This is a genomic window from Leptolyngbya sp. AN02str (assembly GCF_050565595.1).
Classification (GTDB): domain Bacteria; phylum Cyanobacteriota; class Cyanobacteriia; order Elainellales; family Elainellaceae; genus Kaiparowitsia.
The window spans coordinates 87,174-104,264 of the sequence record NZ_JBNXVR010000006.1 but is presented as its reverse complement, the minus strand read 5'-3'; the positions used below and the strand labels follow the sequence as shown (position 1 = coordinate 104,264).

11 protein-coding genes are annotated in these 17,091 nt (G+C 53.3%); 7 read left to right on the top strand and 4 right to left on the bottom strand.

Features of this window, described 5'->3' with window-relative positions:
• Nucleotides 1-6 precede the first annotated feature (6 nt).
• Entirely contained in the window at nucleotides 7-2,619 is a 2,613-nt protein-coding gene (gene acnB / locus ACQ4M4_RS06500) for a bifunctional aconitate hydratase 2/2-methylisocitrate dehydratase (protein ID WP_430683665.1), read from the bottom strand.
• A 215-nt stretch (nucleotides 2,620-2,834) separates the two neighbouring features.
• On the opposite strand from acnB, the gene gmd reads away from it, so the two are divergent.
• Entirely contained in the window at nucleotides 2,835-3,911 is a 1,077-nt protein-coding gene (gmd, locus tag ACQ4M4_RS06495) for a GDP-mannose 4,6-dehydratase (RefSeq protein ID WP_430683664.1), read from the top strand.
• A 109-nt stretch (nucleotides 3,912-4,020) separates the two neighbouring features.
• On the opposite strand, the gene ACQ4M4_RS06490 is transcribed toward gmd, so the two are convergent.
• Nucleotides 4,021-4,380: a hypothetical protein gene (locus ACQ4M4_RS06490; protein WP_430683663.1), complete on the bottom strand. Its 360-nt coding sequence runs from the start codon at nucleotides 4,378-4,380 to the stop codon at nucleotides 4,021-4,023.
• Between ACQ4M4_RS06490 and ACQ4M4_RS06485 the strand changes: the two genes are divergently transcribed.
• The 4 genes from ACQ4M4_RS06485 (at nucleotide 4,379) to ACQ4M4_RS06470 (ending at nucleotide 7,588) form a co-directional block, all read left to right on the top strand.
• Complete coding sequence (locus ACQ4M4_RS06485) at nucleotides 4,379-5,167, top strand: hypothetical protein (protein ID WP_430683662.1); 789 nt, start codon at nucleotides 4,379-4,381, stop codon at nucleotides 5,165-5,167. The two genes, ACQ4M4_RS06490 and ACQ4M4_RS06485, sit on opposite strands and share 2 nt — an antisense overlap.
• Nucleotides 5,168-5,349: 182 nt before the next feature.
• Entirely contained in the window at nucleotides 5,350-5,943 is a 594-nt protein-coding gene (locus ACQ4M4_RS06480) for a 5-formyltetrahydrofolate cyclo-ligase (protein ID WP_430683661.1), read from the top strand.
• A 353-nt stretch (nucleotides 5,944-6,296) separates the two neighbouring features.
• Nucleotides 6,297-7,316 (top strand): ParM/StbA family protein, encoded by a 1,020-nt coding sequence (locus tag ACQ4M4_RS06475; RefSeq protein ID WP_430683660.1) that lies wholly within the window; start codon nucleotides 6,297-6,299, stop codon nucleotides 7,314-7,316.
• On the top strand, nucleotides 7,298-7,588 hold the full coding sequence (locus ACQ4M4_RS06470) for a hypothetical protein (RefSeq protein ID WP_430683659.1): 291 nt from the start codon (nucleotides 7,298-7,300) through the stop codon (nucleotides 7,586-7,588). Before ACQ4M4_RS06475 ends, ACQ4M4_RS06470 begins: the two co-directional genes overlap by 19 nt.
• Before the next feature lie 137 nt (nucleotides 7,589-7,725).
• Here the strand turns inward: ACQ4M4_RS06470 and ACQ4M4_RS06465 are convergent, their stop codons facing one another.
• Complete coding sequence (locus ACQ4M4_RS06465; RefSeq protein WP_430683658.1) at nucleotides 7,726-9,000, bottom strand: recombinase family protein; 1,275 nt, start codon at nucleotides 8,998-9,000, stop codon at nucleotides 7,726-7,728.
• Nucleotides 9,001-9,458: 458 nt separating this feature from the next.
• On the opposite strand from ACQ4M4_RS06465, the gene ppc reads away from it, so the two are divergent.
• A complete protein-coding gene (gene ppc / locus ACQ4M4_RS06460; RefSeq protein ID WP_430683657.1) occupies nucleotides 9,459-12,518 on the top strand; it encodes a phosphoenolpyruvate carboxylase in 3,060 nt (1,019 codons plus the stop codon).
• A gap of 119 nt (nucleotides 12,519-12,637) precedes the next feature.
• On the opposite strand, the gene ACQ4M4_RS06455 is transcribed toward ppc, so the two are convergent.
• Entirely contained in the window at nucleotides 12,638-14,032 is a 1,395-nt protein-coding gene (locus ACQ4M4_RS06455) for a hypothetical protein (RefSeq protein ID WP_430683656.1), read from the bottom strand.
• A 748-nt stretch (nucleotides 14,033-14,780) separates the two neighbouring features.
• Here ACQ4M4_RS06455 and ACQ4M4_RS06450 point away from each other — a divergent pair.
• Nucleotides 14,781-17,033 carry a pre-peptidase C-terminal domain-containing protein gene (locus ACQ4M4_RS06450; protein WP_430683655.1) on the top strand — a complete coding sequence of 751 codons (2,253 nt, stop codon included), beginning with the start codon at nucleotides 14,781-14,783 and terminating at the stop codon, nucleotides 17,031-17,033.
• The last annotated feature ends 58 nt before the right edge of the window (nucleotides 17,034-17,091 follow it).

The following is a 17,091-nucleotide window of genomic DNA, read 5'->3' as shown; positions in this document are numbered from 1 at the left end:
CGTTAACTAGCGAGCGCTGGCGGTGGGCATGCCCAAAATGTCCTCAATGCGGGGCATTTCTTCCAGGGGAATTACACGGCCCTCATCCTCAAAGCCAACGATCTGGTCAAAGTTGAGGTAGCGGTACAGTTCAGCCTCAAAGGGATTGACGCGATCGGCCATCACCGCCAGGTACTCTTCCACCGTGGGAATTTTGCCCAGCAATGCACAGACTGCCGCTAGTTCCGCTGAGCCAAGGTACACCTGCGCTCCCTTACCCATGCGGTTGTTGAAGTTGCGGGTTGAGGTGGAGAACACCGTGGTGCCATCTGCCACACGGGCCTGGTTGCCCATACATAGCGAACAACCGGGCATTTCCAACCGCGCACCCGAAGCCGCAAAAATGCTGTAGTAGCCTTCATCCCGCAGCATCTTCTCATCCATCCGGGTCGGCGGACAAATCCACAGGCGAGCCTTGGCTTGACCTGCTCCTTCCAGCACTTTTGCTGCGGCGCGGTAGTGGCCAATGTTGGTCATGCAGGAGCCAATAAACACCTCATGCACCGGGTCGCCCGCACACTCCGACATCAGCTTGATGTTGTCTGGATCATTCGGTGCCGCCACCAGAGGTTGAGTGATCTGATCCAGATCCACCTCAATCACATCGGCGTACTCGGCATCCGCGTCGGCCTCCATTAGTGAAGGGTTGGCCAGCCACTCTTCCATCTTGGCCACCCGCCGCAGAATGGTACGCGCATCGCCATAGCCTCGCGCCACCATATTCTTCAGCAGGGCAACGTTCGAGCGCAGATATTCCGCAACGGTATCGACGCTGAGCTTGATGGTGCAGCCCGCCGCCGATCGCTCTGCGGTAGCATCCGTCAGTTCAAAGGCCTGCTCCAGCTTCAGGTCGGGCAGTCCCTCCATTTCAATAATCTTGCCGGAATAGATGTTTTGCTTGTTTTCCTTGGCAACCGTGAGTTTGCCCTGCTGAATGGCGACATAGGGAATGGCGTTTACAATATCCCGCAGCGTCACACCCGGTTGCAATTTGCCCTTGAAACGCACCAGCACCGACTCCGGCATATCCAACGGCATGACACCAAGGGCTGCTGCAAAGGCCACCAGGCCAGAGCCAGCAGGGAAGGAAATTCCCAGGGGGAAGCGCGTGTGGGAGTCGCCGCCTGTGCCTACCGTATCCGGCATCAGCATGCGGTTCAGCCAGGAGTGGATGATGCCATCGCCCGGACGCAGGGAAACACCGCCCCGCTGATTAATAAAGTCCGGCAGGTCATGATGAGTTTTGATATCCACCGGCTTGGGATAGGCGGCGGTATGGCAGAAGCTCTGCATCACCAAGTCGGCCCCGAAGCCGAGACAGGCCAATTCCTTCAGCTCGTCGCGGGTCATGGGGCCAGTCGTATCCTGCGAGCCAACGGTAGTCATCATGGGCTCGCAGTAAGTACCGGGCCGCACACCGGGAAGACCGCAGGCTTTGCCCACCATCTTTTGCGCCAGGGTGAAACCCTTGCCACTGTCGGCGGGCATTTGCGGACGGGTGAAAACAGGGCTGGGCTCAAGACCCATGGCTGCGCGCACCTTATCCGTGAGCGTGCGGCCAATCAGCAGGGGAATGCGGCCTCCCGCACGCACCTCATCCAGAATGGTGTCGGGCTTGAGGCTGAAGGTAGAAATGACTTCGCCCGATTCGTTGGTGATTTCGCCCTTGTAGGGATAGATGGTGATGACGTCCCCGGTTTCCATACGGGTGACATCGCACTCGATGGGCAGTGCCCCCGAATCTTCCATGGTGTTGAAGAAGATGGGCGCAATTTTGCCACCCAGGCAGAATCCGCCAGTGCGCTTGTTGGGGACGAAGGGAATATCCTCGCCCATGTGCCACAGCACCGAGTTCGTGGCGGACTTCCGGGAGGATCCAGTTCCCACCACATCGCCCACATACGCAACGGGATGCCCTTTCTCCTTGAGCTTGGCAATGGTGCCGATGGGGTCTTCCATGCGGCTTTCGAGCATGACGGTGGCATGGAGCGGAATATCGGGCCGGGTGGTGGCGTGGGGTGCGGGAGAGAGGTCGTCGGTGTTGGTTTCGCCAGCTACTTTGAAGACGGTGACGGTGATGGCCTCAGGCAGTTCTGGTCGGCTGGTGAACCATTCAGCACTGGCCCAGGATTCCATGACTTGCTTGGCGTAGGGGTTGCCCGATTTAGCTAATTCATCAATATCGTGATAGGCATCGTAGACGAGGAGAATCTTGCTGAGGGCGATCGCCGCCGTTTCTGCCAGTTCCGCATTCTCCGACTTCAGCAGTTCGATGAGGGAATTCACGTTGTAGCCGCCCATCATGGTGCCCAGCAGTTCCACTGCTTCCTTGGGAGAGATGAGGGGGCTAGAGAGACTGCCTTGGGCGATCGCCGTCAAGAACCCCGCCTTCACATAAGCCGCCTGATCCACCCCGGGGGGAACGCGATCGCGCAGCAGATGCAGCAAAAACTCTTCTTCGCCAGCGGGCGGATGTTGCAGCAGGTCACAGAGTTGAGACGTTTGCTCTGCATCCAGCGGCAGCGGAGGAATGCCCAGTTTGGCGCGTTCTTCTACATGAATTCGATAAGCTTCCAACATCGTCTACAACCTCTCCAGGCACCAGATGCGAATTGTTCAGTCAACGATTGGGACTTAGCGTTAAGTCCAGCACTATTTTGGATCAATGATTATATTCCCACGGTAGCGCGTCACACGGTTAGCTTGGGCGATCGCTTAGCCAGGGTGATAGACTCATCAGGTTAGAAGCCAAAGCTTGAGGCATTTGCCCCGTTCAGGCCCGCTAAGGATTGGACATGCCAGATCACAAACGAGCGTTAATTACTGGAATTACAGGGCAAGACGGCTCGTATTTGAGCGAGCTGCTATTGGACAAAGGCTACGAAGTGCATGGCATCATCCGGCGCACCTCTACTTTTAATACCGACCGCATTGACCACATTTACGTTGACCCACATCAGGGGCAAGCGCGCTTATTTTTGCACTATGGCGACCTAACCGACGGCACTACGCTGCGCCGCATTCTTGAAGAGGTAAAGCCGCAGGAAATCTATAACCTGGGAGCCCAGTCCCATGTGCGGGTGAGCTTTGATGCGCCTGAATATACCGTCGATACGGTGGGCATGGGCACGCTGCGATTGTTAGAAGCGATTCGAGATTACGATCGCCGCACAGGGTATCAAGTGCGGTTTTACCAGGCGGGTTCCTCCGAAATGTACGGCAAGGTGCAAGATGTGCCCCAGCGAGAAACGACGCCGTTTTATCCTCGCAGCCCCTATGCATGTGCCAAGGTGTATGCCCATTGGCAAACGGTTAATTATCGCGAGTCCTATGGACTGTTTGCCTGTAACGGCATTTTGTTTAACCACGAGTCGCCGCGTCGGGGCGAAACGTTTGTCACCCGCAAAATTACCCGCGCGATCGCCCGCATTGTGGCGGGTCAACAGCAAAAGCTGTACATGGGCAACCTGGAAGCCAAGCGCGACTGGGGCTATGCCAAAGACTATGTGCAAGCCATGTGGCTGATGTTGCAGCAAGACCAAGCCGATGATTACGTAGTTGCAACGGGTGAAACCCATTCTGTGCAAGAGTTTTTGGAGCTGGCTTTTGGGCATGTCAATCTCAACTGGCAAGACTATGTTGTTTTTGACCAGCGCTATCTGCGTCCTGCCGAGGTGGATGTGTTGATGGGCGATGCCTCCAAAGCTCGCAAAGAGCTGGGGTGGGCTCCTTCGGTTACGTTTGAGCAGTTGGTACAAATCATGGTGGAAGCTGATCTCAAGGCACTGGGGCTCATTTCGGTTGAACGAGATCCGGCCCCAACCGTTTTAGAGCAGGCCAAGATTCGGGGCACGTACGGCATATCTCCCTAAGTACCCGTGAAAGCGCAATGGAAATAACGGCTTTGGGCCAAATTTCCAGACGGTTGGCGTGCTGAGCCGATAAAAACTTGCAACATTCACCCAATCGATGACTTTTGCATTAATCAAATTTTGAACGCTCATCGGCGATCGCATAAGTTCGTCCTAAGTGCGATCGCACGTTCTCTAGCAAATGGGTTGCCGCTTGTTGAAAGCGCTTTTCTTCTGCCTTATCCCAATCGGCCGCGATCGCTGGCGGGTTGTCCCAATCCAAACGGCGATCGTACCAAGCAATCAACTCTTCCATGCGCACCACCAATTCCAGCGGCATTGGTAAAACCGTTGGTTCTACCGCATAGCCAAAACGGGCGATTGCCGTCTCATTGCCGCTCCACAAACATACTCCCGACCCGTACTCAAAGCAAAACCGAAGCTGGTAACGCGCCGCCATTTGGAACTCCGGCCATGGAATTTCGTCCATGGATATACACTTGGATGTTTCTTTTTATACTGCGATGCATGGTTTGACGGTACTTCGGCATGGATTGGCATGGGGTGGCAATGTCGGTCTGTTCTTCGTGATGAGTCTTCAGATTAGTGCTGCCGTTTCACCATCGCTTGCAGCTTCACTTCCATCCGAGGCATCTACACCCCGCACCCTGCACCTCAGCCAAATTATCATTCGGCCTGATATTGATATCTACCTGCCGATTCCTCGGCGCGATCGCGATCGCCGATATGAACCGCGCAGCTTGCCTTTTCCCCCGGATGCCCTGCCCACACAGAACACCAGCGATTGCACCACGCTGACTGTGATGGCACGGCTAGCCTACATGTCCGACCCCTTTGGCCGACTAAGCGATGAGGTGAGCAGTCGGCAGTTGGCCGTATGCCAGGGATTTGGCGACAGTCGCGGCATTCCCCAATGGAGCAATGGCCAGGTGGCCCGATTGGGCTCGTCGTGGAGCTATCCCAATCGCCAAACAGCCACTTTTGGCAACAGCTACAACTACCCCAACGGGCAATCTGCCAACTCGGGCTCGTCGTGGAGCTACCCCAACGGGCGCACCGCCAAGTTCGGCTCCGTTTGGTACGACCCCGACGGTCGCTCTCTGTCACAAGAGGAATTGCTGAGTTGGGCCTGTGGCTTGCTGGGCAGTGGACGCTGCCGCGATCGCCTGAGTGCGATGCAGGGTGCAGGCAACTTTTGGTACGAGCTAACGTTGGTTGAACTCGCATGGCTCGGCTACCAATACCCGCAGAACTAAATCGGGACTGACGCAAGCCGTTGAATTTTAGATGGGATATTGCAAGGGGCCAACTCAACGAAACAAAGCCCGCACCCAGCACCCATGAATGTGCGCCGAATGGGTCGGCATTCTGTACCCTGATATAAGCCAACTGTTTCCATTCACCCCCGTTTGGCAACCACTACTTTTAGCAACGATTTGTGAGCGCAACGGATATTCAGTCCAATTCAATTCAACCCACCAAAGCCGACCTGCGGCGATCGCTCTTGAAAGCTCGGCAGGCTATCCATCCTGAGATATGGAAAGAAAAAAGCGATCGCATTTGTGAGCATTTGCGTACCTGGCCCACCTTTCAGCAAGCCCGCACCATTTTGGTGTACTTCAGCTTTCGCAACGAGCCCGACCTCACGCGATTGTGGCGATTGGGTAAGCGCTTCGGATTTCCGCGCTGCATCGACCAAAAATTCCTGGAATGGCACCTGTGGTTGCCTTCCAGCTCCATTCCTTTGCAAAAGGGCGCATACGGCATCCCCGAACCGCATCCTTCTGCTCCTGTCATTCGTCCGCAGGATGTGGATCTGATTTTGGTGCCATCTGTTGCCTGCGATGTGCGGGGCTATCGGTTGGGCTATGGCGGCGGTTTTTACGATCGCATGTTGGCAAAACCAGAGTGGCGCTCGAAGCCAACTGTGGGCATTGTGTTTGAGTTTGCTCGGGTGCCAAAATTGCCCAACGATCCTTGGGATCGCCCACTCCAGGGCATTTGCACCGAAGCGGGCCTATTTCTGCCCTAGCGATTTGTCGACTCTGCTGTTTAGACCAATTGCCATAGAACCTATCCTGCAATGTTGCCGTGGTGCGGCTCTCGCCTTAGCGAATCAGGTTCGTCATTGGGCGAACACGATGGGCCATATGTCCCCATTTGCATCCACCCGTCTCCACCCGTCTCCATCTGTCTTCATTGGTACCCACTTTAAACTTCTTTAAAAAAGCCCCAATGCGAGATGCAATGGGGCTTTTTGCGGGTTCTCCAATCAATGAACAAGGACAAAGAAGGCGATCGCCCCTTTCTCTTTTCAGTCAAAATGTTATAGTACTCGTGTACTACTGGGGACGGATTTGCCCAGACGGTTACAACGAGACACTTATGACTATAGGTACCAGAGCCCGACGTTCGAGTAAAGCCCAACCGAATTCGTCCGGAACCCGCGTCCTGGCCCTTGATGCAGGCAACTACGATCTCAAGTTTTTTGATGGGGTGGGGCATCCCAAAGCCATCCGCTCTGTGCGGTACCAACTACCCCAAGGGCGCGATGCAGTTAGCTATTCCGATGCCTCGCCCCTCATCGAACTGCCGGATGGGAGCCGCTACCACTTTGGCGCACAAGCCTACAAATATCGCCGCCAGCAGCAAACCGTGGTGGAAAACAAAGTGGAGCTATCGCGCATTCACCTCTATGCCTGCCTGGAGCCGTGGAATGGTCAAACCGAGTTTGTGCTTCAGGTGTATGCCTCCACGCCAGATCCGGGTCGCAATGCCAGCGCCATTCGGGAGCAGCTACTCGGTATGCACGAGTTTCGCCGCAACGACCTGGATTACCGCGTCATGGTGGAGCAGGTGGAAGTGGAGCGCGAGGGCATGGGCGCGTACCGCTATGCCAAGCAGCTTGGCCTTATTCCTGGTACGGGCTACACCATTGTGGTGGATATTGGCGGCGGCACCTGGCTCACACGCTTAGTGGATGAGGATGGCGAGGTGATTGACGAAAATGTGATGGATCGTGGTGGAGCCTATGAACTCGCCGTTTCCATTAGCTTTGACAAACGCCTCAGCACGATTTTGGGAACCACTGCCGACCCCAGCCTGATTATGGATGGTTTCCGACATGGTCACAGCTATGCGGATACGGGGCTGTCGTGGGAGGAATGGCTGGACGAGCATCTGGAGCAGTGGTTTAAGGGCATTTTTCAAACGGTGCGGGCTCAGTACACGCCGTATATGCCCAGGGTGACCCGATTTTTGGTGACGGGGGGCAGCACTCATCTCATTTCAGAGCGACTGGGTGGCCATCGGTTGTTTACCGTCATGGGTGATCCGCAGTTTGCCAATGTTCGTGGGTTGTATTTGATGTCGAGCGATACGCAGCTATGTATGACAACAAAGTAAGACTGAGTCCTGATGTGCTAGAAAAGGCTAGCGCGATCGCCCATGAATGGGGCTTGAAAAATGCGCGCGCGGCGGTTGAAGCGGTGTTTCGTCGCTATGCCGATGAGTATTTGACAGGTCGCCAACCTGAGATGTCAGGGATGTCGGCGATCGCCCCACCACCGGAAGCTGCGCCGCCGCCCAAGAGCCAACCCCGCCCTGTGCGCCAACCCGAAGCAACTCCAAGCTGCGAAGCTTTGGATGCGCTGGATGAGCTATTGGGTGCCTTTTAGCGAGGCAGTGGATTATTGGTTGTAAAGCAGCGGGCTAGCGCGATCGATTCGTGCAGCCACTTAAAATCAGGGCTGCATGAACTCCTCTCAATCAGCTCCCAGGCCATCAGCTCGCAATCAAGGGTTGGCCGTGCCAGTCAAAAGATAAATTCCAGCCGAATATCCCAGCGATCGCCCTCTCGGATGAATTGAATCTGCCGAATAAACTCTCGAAAGTAGAACCGCCGTTCCGACTCTGACAGGTCAAGCCAAAACTGTTGGAGCGAGACAACTTGAGCGATCGCCTGCAAGTTTACTGGTGGTAACTGTGACAGCTTCGCCTGGAGCGCAGCAGTCTCAGTTTGCAGTTTGTAAGCTCTCAAATCCGCTGTTTCTTGGTCCAGTACTCCCGTATCTACCAGATTGGGAAGCTGGGTGAGGATGTGCTGTTTTGTGTCAATCTCCCTTTCCAACGCTTGTTTCACCAGATCGATATCGGGTAGGTCTGCTCCGTTGACGGCACGGGGCAGTTCATCGCAAATTTGGTCAATAATGCGGTTCAGGATTTGGTGATAGGGGAGTGCGCCACACTTGGGGCGATTGGGACACTGCATCGGCCGCAGATAGAGATATTCCTGCTCGCGGCGAGGTGCGGTTACGCGAGTGACGGTCATGCCCGATTGGCACGTGCCACACTGCACCAATCCGGCGAGCGATCGCGGCGCACTGGCGCTGCGGGGCGGCAGTTTGCGGTTTCGGCGCAGTAGCCGATCGACTTGGGCAGCCTCCTGCCGCGATAGGATTGAGGCATGGGTATCGGGCACGACATCCCCAGTTTGATAGACGAGATCTCCCCGATACACCGGGCTCGTGAGCCAGCGCTTTCCCGTCGAAACGGAGATGCGCTTGTTGTACTTCTGCTGTAAATGCCGTACACTGCCCCGGAGTGAGCCATACAGCAAAAAATGCTCAAAAAACGCCTTCACAACAGGTGCGGTTGTGCGATCGACCACATATCGATCTTTGCCTCGGCGATAGCCGTACGGCGCTCGGCCTGGGGGCGGTAACGCTTTGATTCGGTTTTGAGCATGCCCCTTGCGAATGCGGTGGCTGCGCTGGTTGTATTGTAGTTGGTGGATGAATTGCAGCAGGTGCGATCGCCGCACAGGCGAAATGTTCTCATTGGGCGATTCTTCAATCGGCTCATCCAGGACAATCAAATTCACACCCAGGGCTTCTAACTCTGCCAAATGAGCGCTCATGGCCTCGGCTGTATCACCCAAATCGCTAAGCTGCTGAACTAAAACGTATGCTGGTGGGTTGGTGCGGCAGTCTTGTAGTAATGCCTGCATTTGGGTGCGATCGCCCAAATCCTGATAGACCCGATCCACTGTCTGACCCCACACTGAAGCATTCGGTACAGATTCGAACATCGGTTCGATGTATGAATAGGCAACAATTCTCATGTCGTGGTGGTTTACCGATTCCCTAACAACGCCCAAACCCCAAACGCAATCCGTTAAACTGTTTCAGCCGTTTCGCAAACAGGTGTGATCGCTCTTCTGTCCCTCAGACGAAAACTTTTGTCCCGCGGACTTAAAGAAAAACACTCAAAGGCACTCGTTTTCAGCGCTTCCCAATACCATCAATTGTAGACACCCTCTCTTCTGTCCAACTCACTGCACCTCGCTGTCATTTACATTCACCTCGCTCACATTCACACCACACCTATGGTTAACAGCATCTCTCCAACCAAAACCGTGTTTCCCACGCATCTCCCCAAACGACATCAAAAAATTTAAGCTTTATTTTTGAATTCAAACCGCGCTTTTGCCATACGCGTTGTATCCAAAAAACCCTAGAATTATCGAATAAAATTGCCGGGAAGACCATGAGCTCGATCCTCCACCCATCAGACGACACCTTTCCCTCTAGCACCACAACCTCATCCACCGCAGAGCCAGATCTCACCACCGCCTCATCAACCGATCTGTTCCTGCGCCATCGCCTTCGAATCGTGGAAGACTTGTGGGAATCGGTGTTGCAGCAAGAATGCGGTCAGCAGCTTGTAGATTTGCTGCGTCAGCTTCGAGCCATGTCTTCTCCCGAAGGCCAAGCCGCCGATGAAGGAGGCGATGGTGTTCTCAAGCTTGTGGAAAATCTCGACCTCAACGATGCCATTCGGGCGGCGCGTGCCTTTGCGCTGTACTTCCAGCTCATCAACATCGTCGAGCAACACTACGAGCAGCGAGGCCAACAGCAGCAATATCGCGCCTCCTACGACAACTTGGCCATTCATCAAGCAGCCAACAACGCCGAGTCGGAGGAGGGCAACGGCCTGCATACCGATTATTTGGAGCGCAGCCTGCAAAACAATGTGGCTTTGTCCACTCGCGAAGCCAGCACATTCCAGGGGCTGTTTCCCAAGCTGAACTATCTCAACGTGCCTCCTCGGCAAATTCAGCAACTCATCGACAATCTCGATATCCGGTTGGTGTTTACGGCTCACCCCACCGAAATTGTGCGCCACACCATCCGCGATAAGCAGCGTCGCATTGCCAAAATTTTGCGTCAACTCGATCTCGTCGAAGAAAGCCTGAGCGGAGCCGAACTCTCTTCCTCCTGGGAAGCAGAAATGCTGCGCGAACAGTTGACCGAAGAGATTCGCCTGTGGTGGCGTACCGACGAACTGCACCAGTTCAAGCCCACCGTGCTGGACGAGGTGGACTACACCCTGCACTACTTCCAGGAGGTGTTGTTTGATGTCATTCCCCAGCTCTATCAGCGCTTTCGTAAGGCATTGCACACCACGTTTCCAGGGCTCACTCCGCCCAAATTCGACTTTTGTCAGTTTGGCTCTTGGGTCGGTTCCGATCGCGATGGCAACCCATCCGTCACGCCCGACATTACCTGGAAAACGGCCTGCTACCAGCGCAACCTGGTTCTCGAAAAGTACATTCAGTCCGTTCGGCATTTGATTGATTTGCTGAGTCTGTCGCTGCACTGGAGCGATGTGCTGCCCGATTTGCTGGAGTCGTTGGAGCAGGATCAGGCTCAAATGCCCGAGGTGTACGAACAGCTCTCGATTCGGTATCGACAGGAGCCGTATCGCCTCAAGCTATCGTTTATTCAAAAGCGGCTGGAAAATACACTGGAGCGTAGCCTCAAACTGTACAGTGGTGACTGCTTCCAAAGCGAAATTCCAGAAATTAATCCGGCAACGATCTATGCATCGGGTAAGGAGTTTTTGCATGAGCTGGTGCTGATTCGCCGCAACCTTAAGGAAACCGGGCTGGAATGTCGGGATCTGGAGAATCTGATCTGCCAGGTGGAAATCTATGGCTTCAACCTGGCCCATCTCGACATTCGCCAGGAAAGTTCGCGCCATTCCGACACGCTGCACGAAATCGTGGAGTATTTACAGCTTTTGCCCAAGCCTTACAACGACATGAGTGAGGCAGAGCGTACGGCTTGGCTTGTACAAGAGCTTAAGACGCGTCGGCCACTGATCCCCACTGAGTTGCCCTTTTCAGAAAAAGCCAACGAAATCATTGCGACGTTCCGTATGGTGCGTAAGCTGCACCAAGAGTTTGGCCCAGAGATTTGCCAAACCTATGTGATTAGCATGAGCCATCACGTTAGTGACTTGCTGGCGGTGTTGCTGCTGTCCAAAGAGGCGGGTCTTTACGATCCCAGCAAGGGTACGGGAGATTTGGCGGTTGTGCCGCTATTTGAAACGGTGGAAGATTTGCTGCGGGCTCCAGCGGTGATGCGAGAGCTATTTGAACTGCCGCTGTACCGGGCTTATTTAGCGGGTGGCTATGACGTACCTGCTGATACTCAGCTGCGATCGCTCCAAGAGATCATGCTGGGCTATTCCGACAGCAACAAAGATTCTGGTTTCTTGAGTAGCAACTGGGAAATTCACAAAGCTCAGCAGTCTTTGCAGCGGATTGCCGAGGAGTATGGCGTGGCCATCCGCATCTTCCATGGTCGCGGTGGCTCGGTCGGTCGCGGTGGTGGCCCCGCGTATGAGGCTATCTTGGCGCAACCGGGCCGCAGTATTGATGGCCGAATTAAGATTACGGAACAAGGCGAGGTGCTGGCCTCGAAATATAATTTGCCAGAACTGGCCCTGTACAACCTGGAAACCATTACGGCAGCGGTGGTACAGGCGAGTCTGTTGCGCAACGGGTTTGACGATATTCAGCCCTGGCACCAAATTATGGAAGAACTGGCGTCGCGATCGCGCTCTCATTACCGGGCGCTGATCTACGAACAGCCTGATTTTGTTGATTTCTTCCATCAGGTCACGCCAATCGAAGAAATTAGCCAATTGCAAATTAGCTCTCGTCCGGCGCGGCGTGGTGGCAAAAAAGATTTGGGCAGCCTGCGAGCCATTCCCTGGGTATTTAGCTGGACTCAGACCCGGTTTTTGCTGCCGTCTTGGTATGGGGTTGGCACGGCGCTGAATGAATTTTTGGCGGAAGCTCCCGAAGAGAACCTGAAGCTGCTGCGCTATTTCTACTACAAGTGGCCTTTCTTCAAGATGGTGATCTCTAAGTGTGAGATGACTTTGGCCAAGGTGGATTTGCAGATCGCCAAGTACTATGTGCATGAACTCAGTCATGCCGAGGATCGCGATCGCTTCCAACGATTGTTTGAGCAAATTGCCAGCGAGTATCACCTGACTCGAGAATTGGTGTTGGCGATCGCTGGCCACAAACGGTTGCTCGATGGCGATCCCGACTTGCAAAAATCAGTTCAGCTGCGCAATGGCACTATTGTTCCTCTTGGCTTTTTGCAGGTGTCGCTGCTGAAGCGCTTGCGCCAGCACAAATCACAGGCGGCTTCGGGGGTAATTCGCTCGCGCTACAGCCGAGGCGAGCTGCTGCGGGGCGCACTGCTCACGATTAATGGCATTGCCGCTGGAATGCGCAATACGGGTTGAAGCATGGGTGATAGCGATCGCACCATCACGGAATGCACCATCAACTGAATGGGTCTCCACCACAGGCTGTCATATGGCTTTGCTATACGACAGCCTGTGCTTTGTCGTGCTCTCAGCGTTCACTGAGGAATCGACGGTGGCGGTGGCAAAAAGTGAGACAGCATTGCATCAATATCGTTGCTGTAGGGATTCACCGTAGCCGCCTGACCACCCTGAGTTGCTTGACTGCCCGGAGCGGAATGGTTGGATGCCGCATACTGCATGGCTGAAACCTGGGCCTGGAGGCGATCGCCCAAATCCTTGGGAATTTTGCCGTACGCATCCAGCAAGCGCTGGGCCTCCATGCCTGCAACCGTTTGCTGAGGAATGTTTTGCAAACGGCTGAGGGCAACCTGCCACGCAACCTGAGTCAGCTGCCAGTCCTCGGGGGTTTTGGCTTGGGCGTGTTTGGCTTGGGCAAGCTGAATTTCTTGCTTAGCGATAGACAGTAACTTGCGGCCCTCGGTTTCCTGTTGCATTTGCATCTGAACCTGGGCCATACGTTGCTCGTACTCTGCCTGTTTGGTTTGGGCAAAGCGATACAAATTGCTGTCTTGGGGAATGGTTTTTAGCTGCTGGATTGCCCGCTGCCACAATCCCAACACTCGGTCCCAACTGCTTGCATCGTACAGGGGAACCTGGCTTTGCTGGGAGGCCGTTTGGGCGAGCGAGGCCGCTGATAAAGCCGCATTTAAGCGCTCAAGCTGTTGGGTAAGGTCGGTGGATAGCTGGCGTGCTTCGGGCGATCGCCCCGACCATTGAGGAACCGTTTCCAGTAGCCCCAGCGCTCCCTGCAAGTAAGCTTGAGCCTGGATCAAATCCTGCTGGCTCGCCGCTGTTTTTAGAATCTGAGACGACTCTTGCTGTAGCACCGTGGCCGTTTGCAGCTCACTGCAGGTATCTCCTAGCACGCAGGGTTGAGCCAGCGTATAGCCACCCATCGCCAGCCCAATGACGCTCAATCCGCCAATAATGGTGAGTTTTTCATCCCACTCGGCAACATTCCACAGCCCCTTACTGGCCGCATCTGCCACATCCACTCCATTGGATGTGGGCTCTTGAGTTGACTGATGGTTTCCCATCTGGGGTACAGCATCGACCACTCGCAGCGAAGCCGCAGGATTCGCTGGCGATCGCACCGTTTCATCCTGGGAAACCGTACCGGGAACCAACCGCAACTCGGGAGATTGTAAGACAAAGTGGCATCGTGCATAGGGCGTTTGCTCCCCGGCCTTGCGCAAATACATTTGCACTCGCTGGGCGATCGCCGGATGCAATGCCTTGACCAAGCGCTGAAGCAACCGCAACGTTTGCACCGGCTCCAACGGAGTATCGGCCCGATGGTGCCCGACAATAATGAGCCGCTCATCCTGGAGGGCGCAGCGTACCCCCAGCGTGATTTGGCGCTTACTGAGGTACGTCTCTAACTGATGTCCAAGCGATCGCAAATCGACAGCACGTTCAGTGGCCTGCATGGGGGAATGCTCCTGCCAGTTTTAGAACTCTTTCCCTAAACATTCTACTAATAGGATTTTTTCCTTCCGGAAAAAGCTGCTCGGGGCATTACAAACTTAGACAACCGCTTCTTTTTGTTGACGTTTAGTTGACATCTATATGTTCCAAATAGTTCCCAAAAGGATGCTTTTGCTCTTTCGGTGTTCGGTGTAAATGTTCACGGAAAATTCATAATTACTGCCAAGTTGTAATCAAAAGCTAAATTTCTTTCAGGGAATTTTCGATTGAACCCGACAGTCAATGGTATAAATTTGGAGAAGCTAGAGAATAATTTAGCTCCAAAAATCGCTAAATTAAGTAAAAATACTTGATGGCAAAAAAGAGAGATATAGCTTAGATAAACCCGCAAATCTTGTGCGTCTAGTTTGCTGCAATGCCACAGCAATTCTCATAGTCTTGTTTTTTCATATTGATGAAATCACATGAGATCAGAAAGCTATTCAGCCTTAAAAAGCGGAAATGGAATTGAATCGAAGAGATTATCGAACACATTTTGAGCCAATCTTTGAGAAACAGCTTCTTTAAAGGCTGGGTATTGCAAAAGAATCTTACATTGGATTTTTTTGGAAATACATGTTGTGTAGGCTCACAGGATTTCACATCAATCGCCTTTTCTATCTCTTAGTCATGACATGAATTTGAAAACTAATGATTCAAATTCATGTTCGTAGGTGTCTTTCGCTCTTCTCAAAACTTACTCCCAAACTTATGCCCTCACCAAACGACAACACCCTTGCAACAGCCAATCAAGTCGGTATCCTTTCTGGCAACTATACCCAGTCAGGGTTTGTAGGAACAACCGATGGAGTGGACTTCTACACGTTCACACTCAACCAAAATAGTGACCTTACCGTTGGCTTTGTAGGTGCATCTGCATCTGTGGATGTAGACCTAATTTTCGATGCCAACTCCAATGGTCTCGTGGATAGTGGTGAAATTATTGATGGCTCATTTGGCACTAGTGGCAGCTACTTTGAACCTTTGCCCACAGGTACCTATTTCATCCGAGTTCAGCCCTTTTTCTCCAATAACTCAACTCAGTACGAACTGACCCTGACCTCGACTGCCCGTCCTGGTAATGTGACACCTCAACCCGGCAATACCATCAACCAGGCTTTCAATTTGGGGGCACTTTCTGGAACTCGCGTCCTCAAGGACTATGTTGGCGTCCTAGGTGAGGTGGACTTTTACAGGTTTACGCTCAACCAAAACAGCAATCTTACCGTTGGCTTTTTGGGTGCATCCGAGTCTTTGGATGTAGACCTAATTTTTGATGCCAACTCCAACGGTCTCGTGGATAGTGGTGAAATCATTGATGGCTCGTCTGGTGCTAGCGGCAGCTATTTTGAACCACTCCCAACCGGCACCTATTTCATCCGAGTTCAGCCCTTTTTCTCCAATCGCTCAACTCAGTACGAACTGACGCTGACCTCGACTGTTCGCCCTGGTAATGTGGCGCCTCAGCCCGGCAACACCATCAATCAGGCTCTTAATTTGGGCCTCCTCTCCGGAACTCGTGTCCTTAAGGACTATGTTGGCGTTTTGGATACGGTGGACTTTTACAGGTTCACGCTTAACCAAAACAGCAACGTTACGATTGGCTTTTTAGGGGTCTCTGAGTCTTTGGATGTAGACCTGATTTTTGATGCCAACTCCAACGGTCTCGTGGATAGCGGTGAAATTATTGATGGCTCGAATGGCGCTAGTGGCAGCTACTTTGAGCCACTGCCCACAGGTACCTATTTCATCCGAGTTCAGCCTTTGTTTTCTAATCGCTCAACTCAGTACGAACTGACGCTGACCTCGACTGTTCGTCCTGGTAATGTGGCGCCTCAACCCGGCAACACGATCAATCAGGCTCTCAATCTGGGGGCGCTCTCTGGAAGCCGTGTCCTTAAGGACTATGTTGGTGTTTTGGATGGAGCGGACTTTTACAGGTTTACGCTCAACCAAAACAGCAACCTCACCGTTGGCTTTTTAGGTGTCTCTGAGTCTGTGGATGTAGACCTAATTTTTGATGCCAACTTTAACGGCCTTGTGGATAGCGGTGAAATTATTAATGGCTCGTCTGGTGCTAGCGGTAGCTACTTTGAACCACTGCCAGCAGGTACTTATTTCATTCGGGTTCAGCCTTTGTTTTCTAATCGCTCGACTCAGTACGAACTGACCCTGACGCAAACGATTGTGGGAACAGATCAGCCAAATAATTTAGTTGGTGGGGCTGGTAACGACACAATTAATGGATTGGGCGGCAATGACACGCTTGTAGGCTTGGCCGGGAATGATCGCTTATTTGGCGGTGCTGGCAACGACGTATTGAATGGCGGTGCTGGAATTGACATTCTTTACGGCAATAATGGCAATGATACGTTGCTAGGTGCGAATGATAATGACGTCCTGTACGGTGAAGGCGATCAGGATTTGCTGAATGGAGGGTTGGGCAATGATTCTCTATTTGGCGGCGCTGGCAATGATACGTTGTTGGGAGAGGATGGGCGCGATCGCCTAGAGGGCGGTGACGGTAACGATATCCTCCAGGGCAGTTTGGGCAGCGATACATTAGTGGGTGGAAATGGAGCCGATGTGTTGGTGGGCGTGAGACCGTCTCCTGCTTTTGCGTTGCCCGGTGCTGGTGAACTGGATGTGTTTATTGGTGGTGCTGGCGCTGATATCTTTGTTCTCGGTGACGCAACGCGCGTTTATTATGACAACGGGAACAACGCGATCGCAGGCAATAATGACTATGCCCGGATCTCCGATTTTCAAACGGGACTGGATAAGATTCGGCTAAGAGGAACCGCACAACAATATGTGACGGGTAGCGTAACCGCATTAGGGTTTGGCCCCACTGCGGTGGGGATTTACCTGAGGAAGGCCATCAATCAGCCGAATGAGCTGATTGCAGTGGTGCAAGGAGTGGGCAGCCTCAACCTCAGTCAGCCCTACATTCAGTATGTCTAGCGATCGCAGGGTGTAGGAAATGTGAGGTTGCATCTGCTGCTTGACTTCAATTCCTAAG